Here is a 26,021-nt window from a genome sequence, read left to right on the forward strand (position 1 = left end):
CTCAGCCGAAACGTTAACCAAAGGCGCCTCCTCTCAGGCCGAGGTGGTACCCTTTTGCCTGTCGCCTCCGGTCCCCTTTTGCATGTCGCCCGACAGCATCCGGAGAAGCCTGGGCGCTGGGTCCCGTCGCGCGCGCCGGACCCGGCCGCGCCGGGCCTCATGCCGCCCGAATGGGCGGACGTGACGGTCATTCTCGGCGACGGGGATTCCGATCCGTTCGTCACCCGCGCGCGGCTCGAATGCGCGCGCCGGCGATTCGAACGCGCCGGCCGGCGATGCGCCGTCGCGATGGCGCCTCCGGGCGCCGACTTCAACGATCTGGCGCGGAAGGCTGCCGAACGATGGACGATCCCCTGAAGTCCATCGCCGAGGCCGTCGAAGTCGCGATCGGCGAGGCGGAGACGCACGTAGGCGCCGAGGGGCCGTCGCCGCCGCGGCGCGGCCGGGCTGGGCCAGGCGCCGGGCCGGCGAGTACCGACGAGGGCGCGGACGGCGGCGAGGGCCAGGCGCCGGAATTCAGCGACGAGGCGCTCGCGCTTCGGTTCGCGGCCTTGCATGAGGCGGATCTGCGATACGTTTCCGTTTGGGGAAAATACCTCATCTTCGACGGTAGGCGTTGGGTGAGCGACGTCACGCTCGCCGGCTTCGATCGCGTGCGGGCGCTCAATCGCAGCGTGGCGCGCCAATGCCAGAACTCGAAAACCGCCGTCGACATCGCGAGCGCCAAGAGGGTCGCGGCTGTCGAGCGGCTTGCGCGCGCCGATCGTCGGCTCGCGGCGACGGCCGAGGAATGGGACCTCGACTCCTTGCTGTTCAACACGCCGGCCGGAACCGTCGACCTTCGCTCCGGCGACCTGAAGCCGCATCGTCAGGAGGATCAAATCACCAAGATTGCGGCCGTCGGACCGCGCGGCGATTGCCCGCGCTGGGACGAATTCCTGCGCACGGTCACGGGGGGCGACGCCGAGCTCGCCGCCTACCTACGGCGGGTCGCCGGATATTGTTTGACCGGCGAGACGACGGAAAGCGCGTTGTTCTTTCTTTATGGCCTCGGCGCCAATGGAAAAAGCGTCTTCATTGCGACGCTCGCCGGCGTCATGGCCGATTATGCGCGGACCGCGCCGATTGAGACGTTCACGGCGAGCGCGGTCGATCGTCACCCGACCGATATCGCCGGCTTGCGCGGGGCCCGGCTCGTCACCGCGACAGAGACCGAGGACGGGCGGCGCTGGGCGGAATCGCGCATCAAGCAGCTGACGGGCGGCGACATGATCTCGGCGCGGTTCATGCGCGGCGACTTTTTCGAGTTCCGGCCGACCTTCAAGCTCGTCATCGCGGGCAACCACAAGCCGGGCCTGCGCAGCGTCGACGAGGCGATCCGGCGGCGCTTTCATCTCATCCCCTTCGCAGTGACGATCCCGCCCGAGGACCGCGATCCGGGGCTCGCGGAGAAGCTCCGGGCGGAATGGCCTGGCATTCTCGCCTGGGCGATCGAAGGCGCGCTGGAGTGGCGGACCGAGGGCTTGCGCCAGCCGCAGGCCGTGCGCGATGCGACCGCTGACTATCTCGAGGCGGAAGATTCCGTCGCCGCATGGATCGACGATCGTTGCGAACAGAACCCAGCAGCCTGGGAAACGTCCGCCAGTCTCTTCGCGAGCTGGAGTCATTGGGCGACGAAGGCCGGCGAGTTCATCGGGTCCGCCAAAAAATTCACACAGCGACTCGAGGCGCGCGGCTTCGCGCGCGACAAGATTGGCGGAGTGCGCGCGATCCGCGGGTTGAGCCTGAAAACACCCCCGGCGGACGAGTCCTCTTCAAACCCCGACGAGGGCTACCGATGACACATGGGACGCTTCGCACGGTTTGGGACGTCTGCGCGCGCGGGGCTGGAGCGCGGGGAGACGTCGATAAACGCGGGACGCGGCAAACTTGTCCTCATGCGGGCGGCAGGCGGGCTGAGGCGGGTAGCCTTCGATCGAAAATCGGCGTGTCGGACACATTGGACACGACTTCCTATTTGGGACGTACACGCGCGCGTCACGCGCGCCTGACGACGTCGGTAATCCTTGATCGCGTCCAATGTGTCCGCGACCGCCGATCGAAGGGTCCAGGGGGTAGGGGGTTTGATTCCCCGGGCGCCGGACCCGCCGTAACCGCAACCCAAAAAACGCACAGAAAAAAAAGTCTTCCGAGAAAAAACACTGCCTTTAATCAAGCCAATTCAATATCAAGGATCTTGGTATTCAACATGAACACACGATCGAAACCGAACGTTAGAGAGGGATGGCAGGACACGACTGTCGATCTTCCGATGGACATTCGGTTGAAGATCTTTGACGCCGCGCTGGCGGCCGGAGACATACCGCTGGCGTCCGCAATTTCGATCAGCCTTTTGGAACTGGCGGTATGGCTCGACGCGCTCGATGGGCCGGAAGGCTGGCCCGATCCAATTGTGTGGTGGAGGCGACAGTGACGCAGCACGGCGATAAACGACCTGGCGCCGGCCGGCCGAAAGGCGCGAAGACGCGCCGGCCAGAACCTGCGCCGCCCCCTCCCGACCTGCCCGGCGATCCGCTCAGCGTCGGTCTGCGCGCGATGCGCCAGCTCGAGGCCGAGGGCAAGGCGGAGAAGGCCGGCGCCCTGGCGGTGCGGCTCGCGCGCTATTTCCAGCAGCCGTTCGCGCCGACGGACCAGGCGGCGAGGCCTCACCCCGAGCAGGGCATCTTGCCCTTGTGGGAATCGAAGGCCAAGCCGGCCCCGACCCCCGGCAAGAAGGAGATTGCGCGCCAGGAGGCCGAGACTGCCGGCGAAGGGACCGAGTGGGGCGACCTCCTCCGCCCCGACCGGCCGAACTGAAGGCGCGCCGCCATGCCCGCCCCAGCCCGGCCGCCCGCCGCCGCGGACCTTTCGCCGGCTTCGCGGTTCGTCTCCTGCCGGATCGCGGCGGAGGGTGATCATACGTTTTCGACGGAGGCGACGATCGCGTTGATCGCTTTCAACGTTTCCCCCGCCGCCGCGGATTGGGTGCGCAACCTGGCGGAACACCGCGACCCGCGCGGGGCGCGCGCCGCGGCGATCCGCGCCGCCGCGGCCCTCGTTCGACAGCCGGCGCCGTCGGCGACCGCGAAGGCGCTGGGACACGAGATCCGGCGCTATCTGGCCGGCGCCTGGTTGCGGGTCGATCGCGAGCTCGCCGACCGCGCGCTGTCGCCGCCGCCGGACTCGTCATCGTTGCGACTGGAATTGTTCCGAATCGCGCGGCTCACCGACGGCCAGGGCCTCGCCTGGCGGCGGATCCTCGAAATCATTGAAACCTAGAGATAATTTCTTGCAGTTTTCGCGGTGGAAACTGCAAAGCGGTCCGCGACACACTCGACCTCGGCAAAATAGGAGATCGAGTCCTTGGGACTGATTGCAGACATCCTCGGAAACATCCGCGCCGCTGGCGCCAAGCCCGCGCCGCGCGCGCTCGCCGACGTCGAGGCGGCCCTCGCGCGCCTCGGCAACGAGCGGAACGCCGCGCGAGCAGCCGTAGCAGATGCGATGCGCGAGCGCGACGAACTGCTCCTGGTCGACGAGACGGACGCCCGGATCGCCGATCTCGACGCCTTGGCGGATCGCCACCGATTGACCCTCGAGCGTTGCGACAAGGCGGAGCCGCTGCTGCTCGCCGAGCTGGAAGACCTTCGGAGCGCTGCGAAGCAAGCCTGTTGGCAGGACTTGCGCGCGCGCTACGACGCGGCGGCGCTCGAGTACGCGAACGCCATGCGGGGCGCGATCCAGCGCCAGGCGCAAATGCTCAACCTGAACGACGAAGCGCGCCGCCAGGGCTTCGAGCGCGAGGTCATGTCCACGTTCATTCCGCCGACTCGGATGCTGACGATCGAGGCGCTCAACGATTTCGAGGCCGCGATCGAGCGCGCGCGCGAAATGGCGCGCCCGAACCCCGCGCCTGCGCCGCGGCCGGCGCCCAAGGTCGCCGCCGCGCCTCCGCCTCCGCCGGCGCCTCGGCCGAAGCCCAAACCCGCCGCCGCGCCGCCTTCGCCGGCCAAGCCGTTCGTCCCGCCGACCCCCGACGTCGATGGGCGCGTCCCCATTGTCATCCTGCGGCACGGCATCGAGATCGAGGGCCGCGACCGCCCGCGCGCGGGGGAGACCGTGCTCGTTCCGGCCGAGCAAGCCGCCGCCTTCGTGCGCGGCGGTTCGGCCGACTACGGCGCGCAAGGCGCCGACCCGTTCGCCGGCGGACAGCCTGATCTCGTGAGAAACCAAGAATGACGTCCCGAACTTTTCACGTCACTGTCGTCAAGGACGCCGCCGGCCTCGGCCCGCGCCAGATCAGAGTCGTCGCGGCGACCGCGTCGCCGGACCGCGTCGGCGACATCGTCGAGCCGGGCGGCTGCGACCTGCGGGCGTACCTCAAGAACCCGATCGTCCTCGCCGACCACGACCGGACGAAGGCCGTGGGCGCCGCGCAAGCGGCCATCGTCGGCGGCCGGCTCGAGGCGCGGATCACCTTCGCGCCGGCGGGCGTTTCCCCCAAGGCCGACGAATATTGCGGCCTCTACAAGGCCGGCGTCATGTCGGCCGTTTCGATCGGCTTCGCCCCGATCGAGATTGAGCCGCTTCGCGGCGGGGGGACGCGCTTCAGGACCTGGGAGCTCCTCGAAATCAGCCTCGTCGCCGTGCCCGCGAATCCAGAGGCGCTCGTCGTCGAGCGCCGCGCCCGCACGTCCACGAAAGGGCCGAAGATGCTCTCTCCGATTGCAGAATTGCTGGACCATCTCGACAAAGCCGAGCGCCATCATGTCGACGCCCTCGATTTCGCCGACGAGGCGCAGGACGGCGGAGTCGATCCGAAAGCGGCGCTGGCGACCATGCGAAAATCGGTCGAGGCCTCGCGGGCGCATCTCGACCGCGCCACCGAGATTTGCCGCAAGATTCGCGACAGCGGCGGCGGCGGCGCGGGCGGCGCCGACGGCGAACTGTCTTTCACTCCCGCAAGCCGCCGGGCCGCGCTCGACCGGCTCGACCGCTCCGCCGTCGGCGCGGTCGCCGCGCCCGCGGTTCCGGCTGTCCGCCAGCTCGGCGGCGCCTTTCTCACGGCCCAGGTGCGGGAGGAAGAGCAGCGGCGCATCTGGGCTTATTACGGGGGCAAGGCGTGACTGTGGTCGGTTTCGCCATATCCGGCGGCGGCGTCGGTTGGGCGTGGGCAGACACAGAGGTCTACTACGACGATCAGCCGTTGCCTGGACGTGTTGAAAAGCTCGCGGTTTCGCCGGGAGGGCTCGTCGGCATGTCGACCGGCTATCTGAGCCTGTTGCGGCAATTTTGCGTCATGGTCGCGGGCCTCGAGCGCGCGGATTTTTCGGCCGCGGTCGCGCGCCTTCCGACGGAGTTGCGCCGGGCGCGCAGCGAATGGCGCGAGGAGCTCGTGAGCGTCGATGTGGAGTACGAGCCGAAGACGAAGTTCGCGCTGATCGGCGCCGATAGCGCCGGCCGGATTCGCGGCGCCGTCTTCACCGAGGCGCGCGAGTTCGAGCCGGTCGAGCGCGAGGCCTGGTCGTCGCCGTTCGTCGATCGCCCGGCGAGCAACGGCGCCGGAGTTCTGGCGCTCGCCCAAACGCAACTCGCCTTCGTGCAGGCAAAAGCGCCGCGTGCGACCGGCGGCCGGCTGACGGTCGCGAAGATCGGACCAGCCGGCGTCGCGAGGACCTCGGTCCCGCTCCTACTCGCCGCCGAGCGGGCCGCCGTCGACAGCGGCCGCCGCGAATTGCGCTCGCCCGGCCGATGATGACCGGATCGAGGCCGCGCGAATCCTCGTTTGCTCGCCGGGTTTGTGGCCGGTCGGGCGGCGCCGGGCGACAGGTCGGGCGCCAGGGCCGGCGCGCTTGGACATGGGCGCGCCGGCCGAATCTTCGCCGCGCCCCGCTGGGCGGCGCGACTGCGGCTCGAAGCTCGGGCGGGCCGCCTCCGGAAGGGGTCGGGAGTTTCCTCATTCCGCGCCCCACAGGCTATCGGTTGAAAGGACCATAGATGTCACAAGACATATCTGTCGTGTTCGGAGCAGACGTCTCCGACCTCAATAGCAAGATGGCTGAGGCCCAATCGATCATGGCCGCCTTCGCCTCGTCCCTGTCGAACTCGATGTCGGCGGCGCAGGTGTCGATGAAGAAGTCCGAATCGGCGTTCGACGACTTCAAGGGCATGGTCGAGAAAATGACGCTCGGCCTCGCCGCCGCGGCGGCAGCGATTTCCGGCTATCTCGTTACGGTCGACAAGCAGGCCGCCGACTTCGGCGCCGAGATCCAGCGCGCCGCCGGCGACGCCTCGGCGAGCTTTCAGCAGATGAGCCAACTGAAGCCGTTCGCGGATCGCGCCGGCCTCGGTCTCGACGACCTCGGCAAGTCGTTCCAGACGATGCAACAGAAGGCCCGCGAGGGCGACGCGGCGACCGTCGCCGCGCTGAAGGCGATCAGCCTCACGGCGGCCGACGTCGCGAACCTGACCGAGACGCAGCTGGCCGTCAAAATGGCGGGCGCTTTCTCGAGAGTGCGCGATTCGGCGTTCAAGGCGCAGGCCGGCGTCGCTTTGTTCGGCGCCGACGCGGGGCGGATCGTGGCCGGTCTCAGCCGCGGCCCGGAAGTGCTCGCCAATTTCGAGGCCGCCGCCCACCGTGCCGGGACCGCGATCGGCCCCGACCTGCAGGCGGCGCTCGCCGGAACCAACGAGCTTTTCCAGCAGACCGGCGACCACATGGCCGAATTGCGGGCGACGTTCGACGGGTTGATGTTGCAGAGTTTCGCCGCCTTCAAGCCGGCCGCCGATGGTCTTGTGCAGGTGATTAACGACCTTGTCGGCAATGTCACGGCGGCGATCGAGGATTTCAACGGACTGACCGGCGCCGGCGAACACGCCGCGACCTCGACCGGCATCCTCGCCGACGCGGCCAAGAGTTTCACCGCGGCGATCATTGATGCGTCCGCCTGGGCGCAGGAATTCGGCGCCCGGGTCTATCAGGTCGTCGCCGACATGGGGATCCGCTTCGTCGGCCTGTCCAGGGTGGTGCAGGGCTTCGCGGCCGACCTCGAAACCGCCATGTCGCGCGCCGCCCAATTCCTCGCCAGCGCGTTCCACGCCGCGATCGCGGCGGTGGCGCGCGAGCTCGGCGACTTCGCCGAGGCGGCGAAGGCGGCGCTCACCTTCGACGTCGCCGGCGCCAAAGCGGCGCTGGCCGACATCGCCGCCGCGCACGGCGCCATGGTCGGCCAGATCAAGGAGGCGTCGCGCAACGTCTACAGCGACGAGACCATCGCCGCCTGGGACCGGATGAAGTCGGACCTCCGCGACCAGGATTCGGCGATCGACGGCGTCATCAAGCGGCTCGAGGCGCAGAAGAGGGCGCAGGAGGACCTGGTCGCCGCCGGCGGCCTGCGCGTCGGGCCGCAGGGAACGCGCGACGCCGGCAATCCGACGGTTCCCGACAGCGCGTCGGGCAAGAGCGACGCCGGCGAGCAGGCGCGCCAGGCCTTCGCCGACGAACTCGACGCCGCCCGCCAGGCGGCGAAGGACAGGCGCGACATCCTCGACGACGAGCTGCGCCTTCACAAGATTTCGATGGACGAGTGGGCGCGCCAGACCGTCGCCGCGCTGGAGACGGAAAAAGCCGCCATCCAGAAGGCGGCGGCCGAGCTCGAGGCCTCGACCGCGCTGACCTCGACCGAAAAGCTGGCGCTGCTGCGGCGCGAGCGCGACGAGGTGGCCGACATCGCCCGCCAGGAGCGCGACGCCCAGACGAAAGCCGCTGAAGCGTCGGCGCAGGCCTGGCAAAAGGCGATCGATTCGGTGGTCGGCGTGTTCAACACCGCGATCAAGGACATGGCCGCTGGCCACGAAACCCTGCGCCAGGCGGCGGCGAAGGCCTTCGACGGCATCGCCGAGGCATCGCTGCGCGGGGTCGAGAAGATGATTTCCACCTGGGCGGCCGGTCTCGCCGCCAAGAAGACGATGGACCTTCAGGCTATCACCGGCGACGCCGGCCGCGCTGCCGCCGGCGCCTATGCGAGCGCCAGCGAAGTCCCGGTTATCGGCCCGATCCTCGCGCCCGCCGCAGCCGCGGCGGCCTTCGCCGCGACCGAGGGCCTCGCCTCGGCCGATATCGGCATGTGGAGCGTTCCGCAGGACATGCTGACCCTGGTGCACCACAACGAGCTGATCATGCCGGCTGCCGAGGCCGGCGCCTTCCGTGCGATGGTGAGCGGCGGCGGCGCCGGCGGCCCGGGCGGCGTCTCGATCCACCCGACCACCAACGTCCACCTCTCGGCGATCGACGGCCCGAGCATGGCCTCCTGGTGGCGCTCGAACGGGTCCGACATGATGAAGGGCATCGACGCCGCCGTCCGCTCCGGCGCCGCGCTCGGCACTCGCCGCCTCCGGACACTATGAGGACCGACCCCATGGCGAACATCGACGACCCGCCCGGCGCGCTGACGCCGCTTCAGGAGGCCGCGGCCGCGCTCGCCGGGGTTCGAACCTTCGCGCTCTATGCGCAGGGCTCGCTGTTTTTCGCCCTGCTCGACCGCGGCGCAATCGATCCGCAGCGGTTTTTCGCCTTCGGCAAGACGCTCGCCGCCGGCCTGCGGCAGAACGCGGCGCGACAGGGTGGAGACGCCATCGCCTCCCGGGCGCAGACGGACGCCGCCGACATGCTCGACGAACTGGAGTCGATGGTGCGGAACAGGGCCGCGCCGCCCGCGGGCGCCGGAAGGGCCTGACAATGGCGTTGCCGGGGGTCCATGTCGTCCGACGCCGCGCAGCGCCACAGTGCGCCGCCCGCGCCTCGGATGCGCCGCGATCGGCCGCCCGCGCCGCCGGACTCGCCTGGGCGAAAAGCGGTCGGGCGACCGCCGGGCGCTTCGCGCGCGTAGCCGAAATCGGCCCGGCGCAGATCGCCGGCGGCGCGCTCGCCGCGCTCCGCGCCGCCGAAGGGCCGCGCCCAACCGACGAGGCGCTCGCCGCCTTGATCGGCGTCGCGCCGGCCGATTTGTCCGACCCCTTCGCCCACGCCTTCCTCGCCGGCGTCGAGGATCTCGTCGCGGTCGTTCTCGACCGGCTCGGCGCGAAATGCGCATGAGCGGCGGCGGGAACTCCGGGCTCCGGGTCGGCGAACTCGGCCTGCTCGTCGGCGTGTCCGCCTGCGGCGGCCTACACCGCCTCGCCGGCCGCCGCTTCGCTGCGCGCGATCGACGCTGGCGGCTGCTCGGCGAATTTCCGACCGAGCGCGCCGCCATCGCGGCCATCGTCAAGGCCAACGAGGCGGCCGAACAGCTCGAGGCGACGCGCGCCGCCGCGCCGCGCCAGCCGCCGAAGGCCAGGGCCGGCCGCCTCAAACGCCGCCCGGGTCCCGTCCGCCTACGGATCGGCGACAGCGTCCGCCCGGCGGGATGCGATTACGCCGGCGAGGTGGTGCACGCGGACCGTCGCCGCTACCTCGCCGCCGACCTCACCGGCCGCTCGGTTGGCGCCTTCACGACCTTGCGCCGCGCGCTCGAGGCGCTCCGCAACGCCTCGTCGCCGGGCGCCGTCACGTCCACGGCGTCCGACGCGCCGTCTCCCCGATCGTCTACCTGATCGTCGCCACCTCGCGTCGGGGCCACAGCGCCCTCCGGTCTCGCCGTCGATAGCTCGCGCCAGGGCCTCAGCTCCGCCCTCCGGCGTCACCGTCAGGCCGCTCGACCGCGTCACCGTTGGGCCGCTCGACCGGCTGTCGCCGCGATCGTTGGACAAGCCCGCGCCAGGGCCGTTGTGCGGCCCTCGCCGCTGTGCCGCCCTCCGACCGGCCGCCGCCGCGATCGTTTCGACAGCCCGCGCCTGGGGTCGTGCCACCCGCCCTCGGGGTGGCGTCACCGTCGAGCCGCAGCCCGCTCGCCGGCCCGACCATTCGCCAGCTCGCGCCAAGGCAGACGGCGTCGCCGTCGGGCACGCCCGACTAGCAGTCGCCCGTCCGCCCATCGCCGAGACCTTCCCGTCGCCGGCCGGCGTCACCCGTCGAGTCGAGCCGCTTGGAGCAAGTCTCCGAATCGTGCGTTCGCCTGTGTGCTAAGCCTCGACCTGCCCGCCGTCCGGCGGTTCGTCGAGCCGCTCGAGCGGATGATCCTTGCGAGGGGGGGCCGGAGTTTCCGGAGCGGGCTCCGCTCGAAATGAACGATCGTTCGTAGCGGGTCGGCAAAGCGCCATGCCCGGTCGGACGCCATGGCTGCGCATGATCGCCCGCGCGCGTTGTCCGTTCATCGTATAGACATCATCGCGGTCGGCGTCGTCCCAACCAATCGATAGCTCCTCGGCGATGCCCTCGACCGCCGCCCACACGCGCGGGTCGTCCATGGCCGTTTGAGCGCGGGACCAAACGAGCCGCTCGAATGCGAATGGCCGTCTCCAGCGTGCTAACATCTTCTCGATATTCTCAATGTTCCAATAGTCGTGATCGCTGACGAGGCCGCCCTTGGCGGCCGCTTCGGGCGCCAACGGAGTGCCGTCGAGGATTGCGAGCTTGCGCTCGGCGGCCATTCCCGCGGCGCTAGAGATGCCTATTGCAATGAAAAGACGGAGGTCGCCGGCGTTCCGGGCGCCGGCCAGCAAGCGTCGCTTTGCCGACGCGAATGATCGTTTCCATCTCTGAGTGCCGTAAACTCGGCCGCTAGACCCGTCGATCTTGATCTCAATGCGGCTAATCCCAAGACCGAGCGCACAGCGGACGACTGCGTGTCCGGCTTCGTGGTAATAGAGCGCGTCGCAGTGCTCGGTGTGATTGAACATACCCTCGAAAGCCTTGCACCGGAGACGGGCCTGAGGCCGGCAATCGCTCATCATGGCGTCGCTCCATGCTCCTGCGCAGCTCGCCTCAATTTCACACCCGGCTCGCCCCCGTTCGTGAACTCGACGCCCGCGCCTTCGAGGGTCGAGCGCAAGACATCGAGCGTTCGTGCGTAGGGACCGCGCTTCCCCGACTCGAAATCAGCAATTGTTGCGCGACCGATCTTGGCCGCGAGCGCCAGCTCGGTTTGCGACCATCCCAGAAGCCCGCGTGCCGCTCGGAGTTGCGCGGCTGATATCTCCATCGGCCCAACCTCATGCAAATTGTCTTGACGTAACCGAAAGCGTCATGCATTTTGCATGATGTACCATCACTCGGACAGGAGGGCAAGACAGTGACGAAAAAGGCCAAGACCGCCGCCGTTCATGACGCGGACCCGCTAGTTTCCCGGCGCTCGGCGTTCGCTGCCGTGGCAGGCGCCGCCACATTCTTCGCCGTCCCGGCCGCCGCGGCTGGAGACTTGCCGGGCGCCGACGGCGTCTTGACCGGCCTGGTTGATCGCCTTCGCGGCCTGGTCGAGGCCGAGTTCATGGGATCATGGGCGCCCGAAAGCGCGGCGGGAAGCACGGGTGCGGTCCTGGCGCAAATCGAGGCGGTACAGGCGACCTCGCCGGCCGCGATCCTCGCCAAGATCGAGGCGGCTGCGCTGTTCGTCGAAGACGACGAGCTCGATGGGCTCGAAGGCGCAGCGGACCGGGTTCTCTGGTCCGCCGTGCTCGATCTGAAGCGACTCAAGAGCGGCGCGGTCGACCCGGATCGCCGCGGCGCTCGTCTTTGATTTCGCAAGACGGTGAGCCGAAGGTCGTGGGATCAGAGGGAAGGCAATCCGCCCGAATCGCGTTCTCGCATCGCGCCGAAAGGCCGTCCTGATTTTCCTCGCCGGTCCCGCCGCCCAACGCCGCTACCGACCGAGCAGCGAGGCGGCCCGATGATAGCAGCGGGCCGATCGCGACCTGTCCGCGCCGCGGCGCGATTCTGCGCCATGTCGTGACATGACGGTGACACAGAACCGGCTCTCTGTGACACGAGTTTACGAAAGATAATTATTTCAATGATTTAGGTGGCTGGGGGACCTGGATTCGAACCAAGATTGACGGAGTCAGAGTCCGCTGTTCTACCGTTGAACTATCCCCCAACGGCCGCCGGGGCGAGGCGTCCGGCGCAGGCGGCGTCAATAGCGAAGGCGGAGCGCTGACGCAAGCCTTTCGCGCGACGCGCGAGCGGCTTTTCCCGCGCGCAATCACACGTGCTCCACAGCCACCACGCCCGGCGAGGCCTTGAGCGCGCCGGCGACGGCGGGATTGACCGTGTAGCGGCCCGGCAGGCGGATCTCCACCTCGCCCTCCTTGGGGCCCAGCATGACGACCAGCGACACCTCGCCGTCGCCCTGCGGGCGGAGCCGGCTTTCGATCGAGGCGAGCGGGCTCTCGTCGCGCACGAAGATGCGCAACCCCCTGTGCACCTTGGCGGCGGCGTCGTTGAGGCGCTCGACCCCGACGATCCGGGCGCGCACGTCCTCGCCCTCGACATTCGCCTGCAGCGTCACCAGCACGTCCGATCCCTTCTCGAGCAGGTCGCGCCACTGGTTCAGCCCTTCCTGGAACACGATCGCCTCGTACTGGCCGGATGGGTCGGACAGCTGCACGATCCCCATCTTCGAGCCGGTCTTGGTGCGCCGCTCGGCGCGCTCGAGCACGCTGGCGCCGAGCCGCGCGGTCGAGTGGCCGGAGCGCACCGAGCGGACGAAGTCGGCCCAGCGCGTGGCGCGAAGCCGCTTCAGCGCGGTATCGTAGGCTTCGAGCGGATGGCCGCTGAGAAAGAACCCGACCGCGTCGAACTCGCGCTTGAGCCGTTCGGCCTCGGTCCAGGGCGTCGCGCGGACGCGAAGCGGGGCGGCCTCCGCCTCGCCGAACAATGCGTTCTGGCCCGACTCCTTCTCCAGCGCGCCCCGGTTGGCGATCGCCAGCATCGGCTCGATCGAGGCGAACGCGACGGCGCGGTCGGCTTCCAGCTCGTCAAACGTCCCCGCCGCGGCGAGGCTCTCCAGCGCCTTCTTGTTGACGAGCTTCGGATCGAGCCGCGCCGCGACGTCGGCGAGCGAGGCGAACGGACGGGCGCCCCGCGCCGCGACCAACGCCGCCGCCTGCGCGTCGCCGACGCCCTTGACCGCGCTCAGGGCGTAGACGATCGTCGCCTTGCCGTCCGCGGCGAGGCGGACGTCGAAGTCGACCTCCGAGGCGTTGGACGAGGGCGGGGCGACGGGAATTCCGAGCCGCATCGCCTCGCCGCGGAATTCGGCGAGCTTGTCGGTGTTGCCCTTGTCGAGGGTCATCGAGGCGGCGAGGAACTCCGCCGGGTGGTTGGCCTTGAACCAGCCGGTCCAGTACGCGATCAGCGCATAGGCCGCCGCGTGGCTCTTGTTGAAGCCGTAGTCGGCGAATTTGGCCAGGAGGTCGAAGATCTCGTCCGCCTTGGCCCGGGTCAGGCCGCGCTCGATCGCGCCGTCGACGAAGCGGGCGCGCTGGGCGTCCATCTCCTTCTTGATCTTCTTTCCCATCGCGCGGCGCAGCATGTCGGCTTCGCCGAGCGAATAGCCCGAGAGCGCCTGCGCGATCTGCATCACCTGCTCCTGGTAGATGATGACGCCGAAGGTCTCGTGCAGCGACGGCTCCATCAGAGGGTGCAGGTATTCCGGCCTCTCCTGTCCGAGCTTGCGGGCGCAGTAGGTGGGGATGTTGGCCATCGGGCCCGGGCGGTAGAGCGCGACGAGCGCGATGATGTCCTCGAACCGGTCGGCGCGCATTTCGGCGAGCGCCTTGCGCATGCCCGCGCTTTCCACCTGGAACACCCCGATGGTCTCGCCGCGCCCCATCATCTCGTAGGTTTTCGCGTCGTCGAGCGGGATCTTGCCGAGGTCGATCGCGACGCCGCGGCGCGCGACGAGGTCGATCGCCTTCTGCAGCGTGGTCAGGGTCTTCAGGCCGAGGAAGTCGAACTTGACGAGCCCGGCGGGCTCGACCCACTTCATGTTGAACTCGGTCGCCGGCATCGACGCCTTCGGATCGCGGTAGAGCGGCACGAGCTCTGTCAGCGGCCGGTCGCCGATGACGACGCCGGCGGCGTGGGTCGACGCGTTGGAATAGAGGCCCTCGAGCCGCTCCGCGATGGCGAGCATGTTGGCGACCCGCTCGTCTTCCGCCGCCGCCTGTTGCAGGCGGGCCTCGTCCGCCACCGCCTGCTTCAGGGTGACCGGGTGGGCCGGGTTCTGCGGCACGAGCTTGGCGAGCCGGTCGACCTGGCCGAGCGGCATTTCGAGCACCCGCCCGACGTTGCGCAGCACGCCACGGGCGAGGAACGAGCCGAAGGTGATGATCTGGGCGACGCGGTCGGCGCCGTAGCGGTCGCGCACGTAGGCGATCACCTCGTCACGCCGCTCCTGGCAGAAGTCGATGTCGAAGTCCGGCATCGACACGCGCTCGGGATTGAGGAAGCGCTCGAACAGGAGCGCGAAGCGCATAGGGTCGAGGTCGGTGATGGTGAGCGACCAGGCGACCAGCGAGCCCGCGCCCGAACCGCGCCCCGGCCCGACCGGAATGCCTTGCGCCTTGGCCCACTTGATGAAGTCGGCGACGATCAGGAAGTAGCCGGGAAACTTCATCTTGACGATGACGTCGAGCTCGAAGGCGAGGCGGTTGTCATAGTCCTCGCGCGTCTGGCCCGGCGCGAGCCCCTGATGGGCGAGCCGCGCCTCGAGCCCCTCGCGCGCCTGCCGGCGTAGCTCCTCGACCTCGTCCACCGACTCGCCGGTCGCCGACGAGAAATGCGGCAGGATGGGCTTGCGGGTCAGCGGACGGTAGGCGCAGCGCATGGCGATCTCGACGCTCGCCTCCACCGCCTCGGGCAGGTCGGCGAACAGATCGACCATCTCCGCCCGGGTCTTGAACCGGTGATCGGGCGACAGCCGCCGGCGCTCGGGGGTCGAGAGGAGCGCCCCCTCGGCGATGCAGAGCAGCGCGTCGTGGGCGTCGTAGTCGGCGCGGGCGGCGAAATAGGGTTCGTTGGTCGCCACCAGCGGCAGGCCGAGCGCGTCGGCGAGGTCGATCAGCGCCGGTTCGATCAGGATCTCGGCGTCGAGGCCGTGGCGCTGCAGTTCGACATAAAGGCGGTCGCTGAAGACGCCGCTCAGCCGCCCGAGGCGGGTCTCGGCGAGGTCGGGCATGTGCGCGCCGAACGCCCGGTCGATCGGGCCGGCGGGACCGCCGGTCAGCGCGATCAGCCCCTGCGCGCCCGCGAGCGCGGCGAACGGGACATGCGGCTCGTCGCCGTCCCTCGGGTCGAGCCACAGCGACGACACGAGTTTCATCAGGGCGCCGTAGCCGGCTTCGGACTGCGCCAGCAGCACGATCGGCGCGCGCGCGAGGCGCGTCTCGGCAAGACGAGACGAGGACGGCGGCGCGTCGCCGAAATCGACCGTGACCTGCGCGCCGACGATCGGCTGGATCCCGCCTTTGGCGAGCTTTTCCGAGAATTCCAGGGCGCCGAACAGATTGTTGGTGTCGGTGATGGCCAGCGCCGGCATGGCGTCGGCCTTGGCGAGTTTCGCCAGCGTCTCGATCGGCAGCGCGCCCTCGCGCAAGGAGTAGGCGCTGTGGACGTGGAGGTGAACGAAGCCGACGGATTTGAGAATCGAGGAGTCCATGGCCGGCATTGTCGCAAGCGGGCGGGCGAGGGTCGAGGGGAGGGACAGTGCGGATGCGCGCCCGCGCACAGCTTTGCGCGCCCGAGCGATCTCGGATATCGGCGCCTCGCTTCTGCGCTCCTCTCGCTTCGGCGCCGGTCTTGGCAGGCGCGCCGCCTTTTCAAGGACCTGGGCGCCCAAACCTGTCACTCTGTCACGGCCGAGGGCGCCGCCGTTGCGGCGGTCATCGCGAGGAGCCCGAAGGGCGACGCGGCGATCCAAGGGCCGCCTGCGCAAACGTTGAAGAAGGCGACGCCCAGCCGCCGGGCGGCGCTCCGCCGTTCCGGCGCAAGCGGGCGGGCGCCAAACCCAGACGGCGCCAAATCAGGACAAGAGCCCGCGGATTCCGTTTTGTGGTTTTTCAGGACGTTGCGCGCGGGTGGAGTTCCGATTCGTGTATCCCGGGGCCGCGACGCTTCCGCCGTCATAGCGATCACGGCCCGGGCGCCCCGCCTCGGCAGCCGACCAGCGCCCGAGGCGCGCCATGATCAAATCGACGTTCGCCCGACGCCCGCGCCGTGCGCAGGCGACCAACCCGCCCGTCGTCGATTTCGCGCTCTCATGGGAAGACGCCGTCGCCCAGGGCGGAAGGGCCATTCCGGTGTCAAACAGCGGTTGCCCAAGGCGCAGCGGGAGCGTCGCCTCGTCGAGAACAAAGATAGAACATGGCGCCGGAGTTCGTCAAGGGAAAACTGGTTGATTCGGCCGTGGGCGCGCGAGGACGCCCATTCGCTCTGAGCCTCGAGGCGGCCCGTCTCGCCGCCTGTCGTTAGGACAGTGTTCCGTGTGAATCGGATCACCCCGCCTTGGACCCGTTCGGGGCCGGAGCCGGCCCGCGCCTGCGGGCCGGCTCCGGCGGCTGCGGCGTCATCCCAGATGCATGGCGTGGCAGGCGCCGAACAGACCGTGGAGCAGGGCGCTGGCGAGGTAGCACTGCGTGAGCGCGACGTGGTCCTCGCGGCGGGCGAAGAGCGCCGCCGCGGCGTAGGTCGCCGCCTGCAGGAGGTAGAGGAGGGCGACGGAGTTTTGCGAGAGCGTATTCAACATGGCCGAGCACCGTTTTTAGGTTGTCCCGGCGCGCAGAGAATACGGCACTGGCGGAAGCGGTCCGCCGCTCGATGGAAATTTCCGGAAGTGGGCGCGGGGGCGCGTTCCGACGTCGCTGCATGACGATCTCGACCCGCCGCCGGACCTGAGCTTCGGAGCGCTGCTCGAATGGCTGCTCATTCAGGGCGTGCGCGGCCCGGGCCACGGCCGGCGCGGCGACAAATGGGGATACAAAGCGTTCGCCGACGCGTGTGGGGTCAGCGAGCGGTAGGTGAACAACTGGCGGCGCGACAGGCATCCGCCTCGCGATCTCATTATGATCGAGCGCGTGCTTCTCGGCCCGGACCCGAGCAAGCATTTCAATTGCCGCCTGCAGCTGCGCGAGGCCTTGGCCGCCGTCCAGCGTATGCGCGGGGAGCAGGTTGACGTCCCGCCCACAGAGGATGCGCCGGAGGCTACCCCGGCCAAGCCCACCTGCGTCTCCAACATCCCCATCACCGTCCCACGCCATTTCCTCGGCCGCGAGCCTGCCATCGCGGCGATCGACGCGGCGTTGAGGGCAAGCGGCGGGCGGGCGGCGATTACGGCGCTCTTCGGGCTGCGCGGCGTCGGCAAGACCGTGCTGGCGGCGGCCTATGTGGCGCGTCGGCGCGCGGAGTATCGGGCGACGTGGTGGGTGCGGGCGCAGACGCCGGAGACGATGCGCGCCGACATCGTCGCGCTCGGCGTTCGGCTCGGCTGGGTTTCAGCCGACGCGAAGGAGGAGGAGGCACTCGCGCGCGTGCTCGACAAGCTGCGCGACGAGGGCGAGGGGCTGCTCATCGTCTACGACAACGCCGTCGACGCCAAGAGTCTCGCGCCATTCCTGCCGCGTGCCGGCGCGGCCCGCGTGATCGTCACGTCCAACGCGCACGACTGGCGCAGGATCGCCGCGCCGGTCGAAATCAAGGTCTGGCCGAAGGAGGTCGGGGCCGACTATCTCGTCGCCCGCACGGGACGCGGCGCCGAGCGCGCCGACGCGGAGGCGCTGTCCGAGACGCTCGGCGGCCTGCCGCTCGCGCACGAGCAGGCGGCGGCCTATTGCGAGCGGCTCGAAATACCGTTTGCCGAGTACCGTCGTCGCTTCGTCTCCGCGCCGGCACGGTTTCTGGACGACGCGAAGCACGCGCCGGCCGAGTATCACGACGGCCTGACGGTCGCGAAAACCTTTGCCCTCGCCATCGACGAGGCGGCGAAGCTGCATCCCGCCGCCGAGCCGCTAATCGTCTTCGCCGCGCTGCTGGCGCCGGAGCCGATCCCGCTGTTCCTGTTCGCCGAGGGGCGCGAGAAGCTCGGCGAGCCGCTGGCGTCGCTGCTCGCCGACGACGGTCTCGACGAGGCGGTCGCGGCGCTGCGCGCCTTCGCCCTCGTCGATCGGGAGACGATTCCTGACGAACGCGATCCGTCGATCGCGACGGATGCGATCCGGTTGCACCAGCTGGTGCGGCTGGCTGCGGCGCGGCGCGGGCAGGGCGACGCGTCGGCGACGAGGCGGGCGCTGATTGAGGCGATGGCGGGCGTGTATCCGGTCGGAGTCGACAGCGACGCCGCTGCTTGGCCGCGCACGCGAAGGCTCGACGCGATCATGGTCGATCTGGCGCAAGCGGACGAGACGCCGGACGGCGCGGAGGCGGCAACGGCCTCCGTGCTTGATTGGCTCGCAAGCTACAGACAGGGAGCGCTTTCCGCCTATTCCGAGGCGCGGCCGCTTTTCGAGCGGGCGCTGACGATCAGAGAGAAGGCGCTCGGCCCTGACCATCCCGCGACCGCAGCGAGCCTCAATAACCTCGCTCTCCTGCTTCAGGCGCAGGGCGACCTCGCCGGCGCGCGGCTGCTTTTCGAGCGGGCGCTGACGATCTGGGAGACGGCGCTCGGCCTTGGCCATCCGGACACCGCGGTGGGCCTGAACAACCTTGCCGAATTGCTTCGGCACCAAGGCGACCTAGCCGGCGCGCGGCGGCTTCTCGAGCGGGCGCTGGCGATCTTGGAGAAGGCGCTCGGCCACGACCACCCGACCACGGGTAGGAGCCTCAACAACCTCGCTGTGCTGCTTCGAGACCAAGGCGACCTAGCCGGCGCGCGGCCGCTTTTCGAGCGGGGGCTGGCGATCCTGGAGAAGGCGTTCGGCCCCGACCACCCGATCACTGGGAGGAGTCTCAACAACCTCGGCATCCTGCTTCGGGACCAGGGCGACCTCGCCGGCGCGCGGCCGCTGCTGGAGCGGGCGCTGGCGATCCTTGAGAAGGCGCTCGGCCCCGACCATCCCGACACTGCGGCGAGCCTCAACAGCCTCGCCGAGCTGCTTCAGTCCCAGGGCGACCGCGCCGGCGCGCGGCCGCTGTTCGAGCGGGCGCTGGCGATCCGGGAGACAGCGCTCCGCCCGGGCCATCCGAGCACTGCCTTGACCCGCGCCAATCTCGCCCGGCTGCGCCTCGCCGACGGGGCGCCCGCGGAGGCGCTGGCGCTCGCCGAGGCGGCGCTCGCGGCGCACGACAAGGCCCTCCGCGCCGATCACACATGGACGAAAGACTCGGCCCGCGCCGTCGCCGCCGCTCTCGACGCCCTCGGCCGCGGCGAGGAGGCGGCGGCGGTGCGGGCGCGGTATGGGCTCGACGGAGGGGCGACGGGCCAGGGCGAGGCGCCGGGGTAGCGTCGTCGTCGCCAGTGGCGGTGAGCGTCCGATGCATCGCGCCCCACCTTCTCCGCGAAGCGACGCGAAGCGGAGAAGGTGTCGCCGTAGGCGACGGATGGGGTGTAGGCCGCGGCTTCGACGCTGGACGGATTGCACGACCGTCGCCGTCTTGTTTTCACAGCCGTAGTCCTGCTTTCCACACCCCATCCGGCGCTGCGCGTCCCCTTCCCCAGCCAAAGCTGGGGAAGGGGAGCCGCATGCTCGCGCCGCGCCGCGTTTGTCCGACGTGCGCTCAAGGTCCATAATCGTCGCCAAACCTCACCGGGCGCTCAAATGTCCAACGTCTACGAAAGCGATTTTTACGCATGGGCGATGGAGCAGGCCGAACTGCTGCGCGCCCGCCGCTTCGATGCGGCGGACATCGACAACATCGCCGAGGAGATCGAGAGCATGGGGCGGGGAGAGAAGCGGGAACTCGTCAACCGGCTGGCGGTCCTGTTGCTGCACCTGCTGAAGTGGCAGTTTCAGCCGGGCTTCCGCAGTCCAAGCTGGAACTCGACGATACGCGAGCAGCGCATTCGCCTGCGTAGCCACTTGAAGGACAATCCGAGCCTCAAGTCGAGGCTCGACGAGGCGTACGCCGAGGCCTACGAGCTTGCGGTCGTCGGCGCTGCGCGGGAAACGGGCATGCCGGATACGGCCTTTCCCAGGGCCATACCCTTTCGGTTGGAGCAGGCGGTCGACGACGCGTTCTGGCCGGAGTAGGCCCCGCCTGTCGCGCCGCCGCGCTCGCCGGGGGCTGCGGAAACGACGGTGGCGCGGTCCACTCTCTCGGAATAGGCCGGGCCTCGGGAGGGCGCGCGTCGCGCGCCCGGGACGGCGAGACGCCGTCCCTGCCAACGTCGGCCGTTCAGCGGCAGCGCGGATTGGCGGTCGGCGTCGCGCCGATCGCGCGGCCGTTCATGTTGGCGACCTGAATGCATTGGCCGGTGGCGGGGTTGAAGTAGAAGCCGTAGATCGCCGGGCCGGACACTTCGGTGCCGACGTTGCGGAATCCGGCCCCCGCCATCGCCCCCATCACCTGCCCGGGCTGCAGGCCGCGGACGTTGGGGACGCCTCCCGCGACGGGAGGCCTCCCGCCGCCGTTCCACCCGCCGCCGTTCTGTCCCCATCCGGGGCCGCCGCCGCCGTCGCCCGGCCTTTCGCCGTTCGGACCCCATCCCGGTCCCGGGGGAGGCGGGCCGCCCGGTCCGCGCTCCTGTTCGCGCTGGGCGGCGCGACAGCCTTGCCGGTAGGCGTGGCTCTCGGCGTCCGGGTCGTAGCGCCCCGCGAGACAGTCATAGTAGCCGCGGCTGTAGTCCGCCGGCTGGGCCCGGGCCGGCGCGCCCAGCATCGAGACGAACAGCCCAATTGCGACGGCGATCTCGGTCTTCATCGGTCTTGCCCCTCCTGGGCCGCTTGCGAGGCCGAGAGGCAAAGGCCACAAGGCTGGGTCGCCGTCAATGGAAACCGCCGGATTCGGAGGTCGAACCACAACCGCGGCAATTCCGTGGCCGGCGGTTTCGGCGGCGCGCCAGGCTCGAGCGAGTTCCGCGCAGTCGACGGCCGCTTCTACACCGACGCCGCGCGCGTCCCGGTCCGGCGCGCAGTGCGGAAATCGCTCCCGCCGCCGCCCGTGACGTCGCGAATGGCGGGGGATTGTGTGCGCGCCGTCTTCTGGACTAGGTTCGCCCTGAAAGGTTTCTTCATGATCGACGCGACGCAGTTCGTTACGGCCTTATACACGGGGATCCTCGGCCGAGGTCCGGACGAGAAGGGACTCGCGTCTAACGCAGCGAGGGTCGAAAACGGGGCGCCGCCCGCCGAGGTGGCTCGATCCTTCGTGCAGTCCGCGGAATTCCTGAAGAAGTTCGCAGCCAAGATCAATTGGCGCCCGCTCGATTCGGCCAAGCCACTGCCGATCGAACTCGCCGTCACACCGGATGACGGCAGACGACTCTGGGATCGCGTGGAGAGCGTCTGGTCGAAGCTGGGAGCCGAGGAGCCGTATTATTCCCTCGTCCCCAACCCGCGATGGAAATCGGGCGAAATGACCGGGGGCAAGAATCTGGACGCTTTCTACGCCACGGGTCTTGCGGACATGCAGCGCTTCGACGCCTGGCTGGCGCGCAACGGCGTCTCGACCGACGGCGCTGCGACCTGCGTCGAACTGGGGTGCGGGGTGGGGCGCAGCACCATCTGGCTGGCGCGGCGATTTCAGCGCGTCGTCGCGCTGGACGTGTCCGCGCCGCTTCTCGATTTGGCGCGCAAGAAAGCCGAGGCCGAAGGAATCGGGAACGTCGAATTCGTGCATGTGCGGTCGGCGGCGGATCTGGGTCCTCTTGCCGCAGCGGACGTCTTCTATTCGCAAGGCGTCCTGCAGCACGACCCCCCGCCGATGATCGCCGAGATACTCGACCACGCGTTCGCCGGCTTGCGAGCGCCCGGCCTGGCGTTCTTCCAGATTCCAACCTATCGCGCTGGCTATGCCTTCGACCTGAAGAGTTGGCTCGACGACGGGCGGGACCCCGGGACGGAGACGCACGTCCTGCCGCAGAAGGCGATCTTCGATCTCGCGTGGCGGCATGGCGTGAAGCCCCTCGAGGCGGAGTCGGACAATGCGCTCGGCGCCGCCGACGGCGCGATATCGACCACTTTCCTGATGGAGAAAGTCGCCATGGAGAAAGTCGCCGCCAAGCCCGCGCCGAAGGCCTCGGCCAAGAAAAAGGTCAATCAGGTTCCGCGTCCGAAACGCGGCGCGCCGGGCTGACGCCCCGCGCGCCTGAGGTTGTCGCGCGGCCGTTGTTTCATGTTAGAGAGGCGCCGGCAATCTGGAGACCGCGCCTTGCTGTACATCGACCTTCCCACCCGGGCCGAAATCGCCAAGCTGATCGGCTTTCGCGGCAACCCGGCGGTGACGCTCTATCTGCGCACGACGCCGGTCACGCAGGACGCGCAAGGCGACCGGATCGAGCTCAGGAACCTGCTGAAAGCCGCCGTCGCCCAGGTCGAGGCGGCGGGCGTCGCCAAGCGCGACGTCGAGGGGATCCGCGACCGGGTCGAGGACCTGATCGGCGACGACGAGTTCTGGGCGAAGCAGGCCCACAGCCTCGCGGTGTTTGCGGCGCCGGGCTTCCTGCGCGCGTTCCGCCTCGCCAACCGGCTTTCGAACGCGGTCGAGGTGTCGGACCGGTTCCTGCTCGCCCAACTCATCCGCGCGGTGACCTTCTCCCATCACGCCTTCCTGCTGCCGATCAGCATCGGCTCGGCGCGGCTGGTCGAGGTTCTGCCCGACGGTCCGGTGGACGAGGTCTCGGTTCCCGGCCTGCCGAAGGGCGCGGCGGACGCGGCTGGACGGCGCAGCCATGCGCTCAGCCAGGCGGAGCATCAGGACGGCGCCCGATCGGACCAGACCGTCCTCTACACCCGCTACGCCCGTGCGGTCGACGCCGCGCTCCGGCCCACGCTCGCGGGCCAGGAGCGGCCGCTGATCGTGGTCGCCAGCGAGCCGATGGCCTCGATCTTCCGCTCGGTCTGCAGCTATCCGCATCTCGTCGCCGAGACGATTTCGCTCAGCGCCGACGAGACGCCCAACCACGAACTCGCCGCCGCGGCCCGGCCTCTCCTCGACAGGCTCTACGCCGCGGAAGTCGCGTCGCTGCGTGACCTGTACGAGACGCGCAAAGGGCAGGGACGTACGACCGCCGACATCGCCCAGGCGGCCAGGGCTGCGACCTTCGGCGCGATCGACACGCTGCTCATCGACATGGACGAGGACGTCCCCGGCTTCGTCGACGAGGAGACCGGCGCGGTCACGTTCGACGACAAGGCGGATGCGGTGAACCACGACGTCACCGACGAGATCGCCCGACGCGCATGGGCGACCGGCGCCCGGGTCGTCGCCGCCCGCCGCGCCGACATTCCCGACGGGGCGGCGCTGGCCGCGATCCTGCGCTACGCGTTCTGATGGAGCGGCGATCGGAACGGCGGCCGAGGTTCTGACCGCCGCCGTACTCGACAGCCGGGTGACGGCGCGGCGCGACGCAGATTTCATCGTTTCGACGCTCGTCCAGTCCTGGGGAAGCTTCGATCATCTCGACGCTACGCGCGGGCCCGCGACAAGGCGCATGGGCCGCGCGGGTCGGCTTCAACCGGCGCGTCGCGGAAGGGCGAGTCTGGCGCGAGACCTATCTCGCGCCCGCCGGCGAAGACGAGTGGGTCTACAGCGGCATGCCGCTGTTCGGTCCCGCCGGGGCCGCAGGCCGCGCCGGAGCGGCGGCTGTGAACGAGGGCGCGCGCGCGACCGGCTGGGCGCGGCGCGGTCGTCGTGACCGGCTAGTCGAGTTCCGACAAGGAGGAGGAACTCGCCTCTCCGTTTCGCGTGCGCTCGAACGCGGACGAGAGAGCGATCGCCTGCGCCCGGCTGCGCACCCTGAGCTTTCGGAGCACCGCGCTGACGTGAGCCTTGATGGTCGCCTCGGAAACCCCGATCTCGTAGGCGATCAGCTTGTTCGGCAGGCCCGTGACCAGAAGATCGAACACCCGCTGCTGGGCCTCGGTGAACGAGGCGGCGCGCTCGGGGAAGGCGTCGCAGGACTTTTGCACGGTCCTGCCTTTCGTGTTGATGATCGGCGTGGGATCGGTCGCGGTCGTGATCGCGGCGAGGTATTTGCCGGCCTGCTCGAAAAACCGGCCGGCCTGCTCGTCGAAGCACGAGTTGCAGCGGTTCCAGTCGCCCAGGTGCAGGCAGGTGATGTCGCGGGGACACGTGTCGCCCAGCCGCTCCGCGAGGCTGACCGCGATTTCGGCCGATTCCTGAAGCGACGCGATCGCTCGGCGTTGCAGATCGAGGACATCGGGCGACGTCGTTCTGGCCCCGCTTTCGGCGGCGCGCGCCGATTTCTCGATCACCGCGAGCAGGCGGGAATATTTCGTCCCGAGCGAAACTAGGCCAGACCGATTCCTTGGGGGCGTAATCGATATTGACATTGTTGGCCGCCTTACGGGTTCCCGCCCGGCCGGCGCCCCTGAAATGGGGACGCTCTGGTTATGTTGCAATGCAGCATTCTCAGCCCTTTGACTAGATGCTAAATCGTCGCAGCGTCGTCACGTCCGTCGGCGCGCGCCGCTCGGGCGCGCGGGTTCCTGCTTTCTCGCCAGAGAGTTATGGTGAACGGCCGGCGATCGCCGCGTCTGGCGCGGACGTGTTATGACGGGAAGGCGGGATTCGAGCGCCCGCTCGGCCCGCGAGAGGAAGCGGCGCCGGGTGTCGGAGTCCCGCTTCCGATCGGGCCGGATGGCGAGCGGCCGACCGATGACCGACCCGTCGCGGGGATCTCGGCAGCCGCCCGGAGAGGGCGAGCCGGAGACCGCGAAGGACGGCCCGCCGGTCAGCCGAAGATCGCTTTGCGCCGCTCCAGACTCTCGGCGGGCCAGAGATCCTTCGAATTGTAATAGGCCTCGAACGCGGGGACGCTCGCGGGCAGGGCGACCCAGGGCAGTCTCGAGCGGGTGTAGATGTGCACGTCCGGGGGCAGCGCCGCGGGTTCGTCGAGCGTCCCGACGCGAACGAAGCTCAGCCGCCGCCGCCCGCCGTAATGGCTCCAGAGGGCGACCTTGCAGAGCCGGCAGCGGTGGATGATCTGCGGCGTTCCGCTCTCCCCCGGGACCGGGACCGCCTCCGTCTCGCCCGCGAGCCTGTCGACGCGATCCGACTCGATCAGCCCATTGACGACGAAGGCGCTGCCGGTCTGCCGCTGGCATTCGCGGCAATGACAGCAATGGACGAACATCGGCTTGGCGGCGAGCCGATAGCGAACATGGCCGCAGGCGCAGCCGCCCTCGAGCATGGTCATTCGCGCGAAACCCTGGCGTTCTTCAGTCGTCCGACCGACGGCGGAGACTTTACCACAAGCCGCCGCCGTGCGCGCCGTCAGCCCGGAAACGTCGTCGCATGGGCTTGCGTCAGCGCGTCGTCGAGCCTGCGCCCCTCGCGGTAGCCGGCCAGCGTTTCCGGCCGTTCGACGCCGGCCGCGAGGCGCGGGCAGGGTTCCGGCGCGCCGACGACCGTGCGAATCGGGATGCGTTCGGCCCAGATCGGCAAGGCGACGTCCGCCTCGTCGTCGCCGATTCCCTTGGCGCGGACTTTCGCCGACGCCTGCTCGATCGTCATGCCGATCACCCGCGTGGCCTTGATCTCCTGCTGCGTCGCCGGCCGCAAGGTGGCCCAGCGCCCGGGGTAGAAGCGGTCGATCATGGCGGCGAGCGCGCGCGCCTTCTCGTGCTCGTCGTCGACGATGCGGGCCCGGCCGAACGCCATCGCCGAACGATAGTCGACCGAATGGTTGAAGCCGGAGCGCGCGAGCACGAGGCTGTCGAGATGGCTGACGGTGAGGCACACCGGCTCGCCCCCGGACTGGCCGCTCAGCATCCGGCTCGCGCTCGACCCGTGCCAGTAGAGCCGTTCCCCCTCGCGCCAGAACAGAGTCGGCGTGCAATACGGCTGGCCGTCGACGACATAGGCGATGTGGCAGAGCGCTGCGGCGTCGAGGATCGCATGGACGGTCGCGTGGTCGTAGGACCCGCGCTCGTGCAGCCGCCTGACGCGATTGACCGAGGTGACGGGGTAGGCGGGCGCGTCGGACATCGGGTCT

The 26,021-nt window shown here is 69.4% G+C and carries 25 protein-coding genes and 1 tRNA gene; 17 read left to right on the top strand and 9 right to left on the bottom strand.

Annotation, left to right across the window (positions count from 1 at the left end):
- The first annotated feature begins 180 nt into the window (after positions 1–180).
- The 12 genes from DFR50_RS20360 to DFR50_RS20405 all read left to right on the top strand — a co-directional run bounded on the left by DFR50_RS20360 (position 181) and on the right by DFR50_RS20405 (position 9,630).
- On the top strand, positions 181–357 hold the full coding sequence (locus tag DFR50_RS20360) for a hypothetical protein (RefSeq protein WP_210208986.1): 177 nt from the start codon (positions 181–183) through the stop codon (positions 355–357).
- Positions 342–1,841, top strand: coding sequence for a phage/plasmid primase, P4 family (locus tag DFR50_RS20365; protein ID WP_113891104.1), 1,500 nt, complete (start codon positions 342–344; stop codon positions 1,839–1,841). The genes DFR50_RS20360 and DFR50_RS20365 overlap by 16 nt, the downstream gene beginning before the upstream one ends.
- Before the next feature lie 482 nt (positions 1,842–2,323).
- A complete protein-coding gene (locus tag DFR50_RS32210; protein WP_170153307.1) occupies positions 2,324–2,473 on the top strand; it encodes a hypothetical protein in 150 nt (49 codons plus the stop codon).
- The gene (locus DFR50_RS20370; protein WP_113891105.1) at positions 2,470–2,856 is read left to right on the top strand and encodes a hypothetical protein; all 387 of its coding nucleotides are present in this window, start codon (positions 2,470–2,472) and stop codon (positions 2,854–2,856) included. The genes DFR50_RS32210 and DFR50_RS20370 overlap by 4 nt, the downstream gene beginning before the upstream one ends.
- A 12-nt stretch (positions 2,857–2,868) precedes the next feature.
- Positions 2,869–3,318: a hypothetical protein gene (locus DFR50_RS20375; RefSeq protein ID WP_113891106.1), complete on the top strand. Its 450-nt coding sequence runs from the start codon at positions 2,869–2,871 to the stop codon at positions 3,316–3,318.
- A gap of 84 nt (positions 3,319–3,402) precedes the next feature.
- Positions 3,403–4,278 carry a hypothetical protein gene (locus DFR50_RS20380; RefSeq protein WP_113891107.1) on the top strand — a complete coding sequence of 292 codons (876 nt, stop codon included), beginning with the start codon at positions 3,403–3,405 and terminating at the stop codon, positions 4,276–4,278.
- Positions 4,275–5,165 carry an HK97 family phage prohead protease gene (locus tag DFR50_RS20385; protein ID WP_113891108.1) on the top strand — a complete coding sequence of 297 codons (891 nt, stop codon included), beginning with the start codon at positions 4,275–4,277 and terminating at the stop codon, positions 5,163–5,165. The genes DFR50_RS20380 and DFR50_RS20385 overlap by 4 nt, the downstream gene beginning before the upstream one ends.
- Complete coding sequence (locus DFR50_RS20390) at positions 5,162–5,794, top strand: hypothetical protein (protein WP_147262823.1); 633 nt, start codon at positions 5,162–5,164, stop codon at positions 5,792–5,794. Before DFR50_RS20385 ends, DFR50_RS20390 begins: the two co-directional genes overlap by 4 nt.
- 299 nt (positions 5,795–6,093) lie before the next feature.
- Positions 6,094–8,445, top strand: a complete 2,352-nt coding sequence (locus DFR50_RS20395) for a hypothetical protein (RefSeq protein WP_210208987.1) — start codon at positions 6,094–6,096, stop codon at positions 8,443–8,445.
- A gap of 11 nt (positions 8,446–8,456) precedes the next feature.
- Positions 8,457–8,774, top strand: a complete 318-nt coding sequence (locus DFR50_RS20400; RefSeq protein ID WP_113891111.1) for a hypothetical protein — start codon at positions 8,457–8,459, stop codon at positions 8,772–8,774.
- 2 nt (positions 8,775–8,776) lie between these two features.
- Positions 8,777–9,133: a hypothetical protein gene (locus DFR50_RS32215; RefSeq protein ID WP_170153308.1), complete on the top strand. Its 357-nt coding sequence runs from the start codon at positions 8,777–8,779 to the stop codon at positions 9,131–9,133.
- The gene (locus tag DFR50_RS20405) at positions 9,130–9,630 is read left to right on the top strand and encodes a hypothetical protein (RefSeq protein WP_113891112.1); all 501 of its coding nucleotides are present in this window, start codon (positions 9,130–9,132) and stop codon (positions 9,628–9,630) included. The genes DFR50_RS32215 and DFR50_RS20405 overlap by 4 nt, the downstream gene beginning before the upstream one ends.
- Before the next feature lie 468 nt (positions 9,631–10,098).
- Here DFR50_RS20405 and DFR50_RS20410 read toward each other — a convergent pair whose 3' ends face one another.
- Both DFR50_RS20410 and DFR50_RS20415 read right to left on the bottom strand, forming a co-directional pair.
- Entirely contained in the window at positions 10,099–10,815 is a 717-nt protein-coding gene (locus DFR50_RS20410) for a hypothetical protein (RefSeq protein ID WP_147262825.1), read from the bottom strand.
- A 50-nt stretch (positions 10,816–10,865) separates the two neighbouring features.
- The gene (locus tag DFR50_RS20415) at positions 10,866–11,117 is read right to left on the bottom strand and encodes a helix-turn-helix domain-containing protein (RefSeq protein WP_113891114.1); all 252 of its coding nucleotides are present in this window, start codon (positions 11,115–11,117) and stop codon (positions 10,866–10,868) included.
- Between the two features lie 90 nt (positions 11,118–11,207).
- Here DFR50_RS20415 and DFR50_RS20420 point away from each other — a divergent pair, with 90 nt between their 5' ends.
- Positions 11,208–11,651 (top strand): hypothetical protein, encoded by a 444-nt coding sequence (locus tag DFR50_RS20420; RefSeq protein ID WP_113891115.1) that lies wholly within the window; start codon positions 11,208–11,210, stop codon positions 11,649–11,651.
- A 283-nt stretch (positions 11,652–11,934) separates the two neighbouring features.
- Here DFR50_RS20420 and DFR50_RS20425 read toward each other — a convergent pair.
- From DFR50_RS20425 to DFR50_RS20435, 3 genes are all read right to left on the bottom strand, one after another.
- Positions 11,935–12,008: transfer RNA gene (locus DFR50_RS20425), tRNA-Gln, on the bottom strand.
- Between the two features lie 105 nt (positions 12,009–12,113).
- A complete protein-coding gene (gene dnaE / locus DFR50_RS20430; protein ID WP_113891116.1) occupies positions 12,114–15,581 on the bottom strand; it encodes a DNA polymerase III subunit alpha in 3,468 nt (1,155 codons plus the stop codon).
- A gap of 897 nt (positions 15,582–16,478) precedes the next feature.
- Entirely contained in the window at positions 16,479–16,658 is a 180-nt protein-coding gene (locus DFR50_RS20435; protein WP_113891117.1) for a hypothetical protein, read from the bottom strand.
- 316 nt (positions 16,659–16,974) lie between these two features.
- Here DFR50_RS20435 and DFR50_RS20440 point away from each other — a divergent pair, with 316 nt between their 5' ends.
- Both DFR50_RS20440 and DFR50_RS20445 read left to right on the top strand, forming a co-directional pair.
- Complete coding sequence (locus DFR50_RS20440; protein WP_147262826.1) at positions 16,975–19,347, top strand: tetratricopeptide repeat protein; 2,373 nt, start codon at positions 16,975–16,977, stop codon at positions 19,345–19,347.
- A gap of 315 nt (positions 19,348–19,662) precedes the next feature.
- Positions 19,663–20,094 (top strand): DUF29 domain-containing protein, encoded by a 432-nt coding sequence (locus tag DFR50_RS20445; protein WP_113891119.1) that lies wholly within the window; start codon positions 19,663–19,665, stop codon positions 20,092–20,094.
- Positions 20,095–20,239: 145 nt separating this feature from the next.
- On the opposite strand, the gene DFR50_RS20450 is transcribed toward DFR50_RS20445, so the two are convergent.
- Complete coding sequence (locus DFR50_RS20450) at positions 20,240–20,764, bottom strand: hypothetical protein (protein ID WP_113891120.1); 525 nt, start codon at positions 20,762–20,764, stop codon at positions 20,240–20,242.
- Between the two features lie 252 nt (positions 20,765–21,016).
- On the opposite strand from DFR50_RS20450, the gene DFR50_RS20455 reads away from it, so the two are divergent.
- Together DFR50_RS20455 and DFR50_RS20460 are read left to right on the top strand one after the other, a co-directional pair.
- A complete protein-coding gene (locus DFR50_RS20455; protein WP_147262827.1) occupies positions 21,017–22,138 on the top strand; it encodes a methyltransferase domain-containing protein in 1,122 nt (373 codons plus the stop codon).
- A gap of 75 nt (positions 22,139–22,213) precedes the next feature.
- On the top strand, positions 22,214–23,335 hold the full coding sequence (locus DFR50_RS20460) for a baeRF11 domain-containing protein (protein ID WP_113891122.1): 1,122 nt from the start codon (positions 22,214–22,216) through the stop codon (positions 23,333–23,335).
- Positions 23,336–23,703: 368 nt separating this feature from the next.
- Here DFR50_RS20460 and DFR50_RS20465 read toward each other — a convergent pair whose 3' ends face one another.
- From DFR50_RS20465 to DFR50_RS20475, 3 genes are all read right to left on the bottom strand, one after another.
- On the bottom strand, positions 23,704–24,357 hold the full coding sequence (locus DFR50_RS20465; protein ID WP_113891123.1) for a helix-turn-helix domain-containing protein: 654 nt from the start codon (positions 24,355–24,357) through the stop codon (positions 23,704–23,706).
- Between the two features lie 401 nt (positions 24,358–24,758).
- The gene (locus tag DFR50_RS20470; protein ID WP_113891124.1) at positions 24,759–25,223 is read right to left on the bottom strand and encodes a GFA family protein; all 465 of its coding nucleotides are present in this window, start codon (positions 25,221–25,223) and stop codon (positions 24,759–24,761) included.
- Positions 25,224–25,300: 77 nt separating this feature from the next.
- Positions 25,301–26,014, bottom strand: a complete 714-nt coding sequence (locus DFR50_RS20475; RefSeq protein WP_113891125.1) for a pyridoxamine 5'-phosphate oxidase family protein — start codon at positions 26,012–26,014, stop codon at positions 25,301–25,303.
- Positions 26,015–26,021 lie beyond the last annotated feature (7 nt).

The sequence above is a fragment of the Roseiarcus fermentans genome (genome assembly GCF_003315135.1).
Lineage (GTDB): Bacteria > Pseudomonadota > Alphaproteobacteria > Rhizobiales > Beijerinckiaceae > Roseiarcus > Roseiarcus fermentans.

Excerpts from the sequence above, each read along its gene's own strand:
- DFR50_RS20365 (WP_113891104.1), top strand. The coding sequence starts at position 342 with ATGGACGATCCCCTGAAGTCCATCGCCGAGGCCGTCGAAGTCGCGATC.
- DFR50_RS20375 (WP_113891106.1), top strand. The coding sequence starts at position 2,869 with ATGCCCGCCCCAGCCCGGCCGCCCGCCGCCGCGGACCTTTCGCCGGCT.
- DFR50_RS20385 (WP_113891108.1), top strand. The coding sequence starts at position 4,275 with ATGACGTCCCGAACTTTTCACGTCACTGTCGTCAAGGACGCCGCCGGC.
- DFR50_RS20395 (WP_210208987.1), top strand. The coding sequence starts at position 6,094 with ATGGCTGAGGCCCAATCGATCATGGCCGCCTTCGCCTCGTCCCTGTCG.
- DFR50_RS20400 (WP_113891111.1), top strand. The coding sequence starts at position 8,457 with ATGGCGAACATCGACGACCCGCCCGGCGCGCTGACGCCGCTTCAGGAG.
- DFR50_RS32215 (WP_170153308.1), top strand. The coding sequence starts at position 8,777 with ATGGCGTTGCCGGGGGTCCATGTCGTCCGACGCCGCGCAGCGCCACAG.
- DFR50_RS20405 (WP_113891112.1), top strand. The coding sequence starts at position 9,130 with ATGAGCGGCGGCGGGAACTCCGGGCTCCGGGTCGGCGAACTCGGCCTG.
- DFR50_RS20410 (WP_147262825.1), bottom strand. The coding sequence starts at position 10,815 with ATGTTCAATCACACCGAGCACTGCGACGCGCTCTATTACCACGAAGCC.
- DFR50_RS20415 (WP_113891114.1), bottom strand. The coding sequence starts at position 11,117 with ATGGAGATATCAGCCGCGCAACTCCGAGCGGCACGCGGGCTTCTGGGA.
- dnaE (WP_113891116.1), bottom strand. The coding sequence starts at position 15,581 with ATGCCGGCCATGGACTCCTCGATTCTCAAATCCGTCGGCTTCGTTCAC.
- DFR50_RS20435 (WP_113891117.1), bottom strand. The coding sequence starts at position 16,658 with ATGTTGAATACGCTCTCGCAAAACTCCGTCGCCCTCCTCTACCTCCTG.
- DFR50_RS20440 (WP_147262826.1), top strand. The coding sequence starts at position 16,975 with ATGATCGAGCGCGTGCTTCTCGGCCCGGACCCGAGCAAGCATTTCAAT.
- DFR50_RS20445 (WP_113891119.1), top strand. The coding sequence starts at position 19,663 with ATGTCCAACGTCTACGAAAGCGATTTTTACGCATGGGCGATGGAGCAG.
- DFR50_RS20450 (WP_113891120.1), bottom strand. The coding sequence starts at position 20,764 with ATGAAGACCGAGATCGCCGTCGCAATTGGGCTGTTCGTCTCGATGCTG.
- DFR50_RS20455 (WP_147262827.1), top strand. The coding sequence starts at position 21,017 with ATGGCGGGGGATTGTGTGCGCGCCGTCTTCTGGACTAGGTTCGCCCTG.
- DFR50_RS20465 (WP_113891123.1), bottom strand. The coding sequence starts at position 24,357 with ATGTCAATATCGATTACGCCCCCAAGGAATCGGTCTGGCCTAGTTTCG.
- DFR50_RS20470 (WP_113891124.1), bottom strand. The coding sequence starts at position 25,223 with ATGACCATGCTCGAGGGCGGCTGCGCCTGCGGCCATGTTCGCTATCGG.
- DFR50_RS20475 (WP_113891125.1), bottom strand. The coding sequence starts at position 26,014 with ATGTCCGACGCGCCCGCCTACCCCGTCACCTCGGTCAATCGCGTCAGG.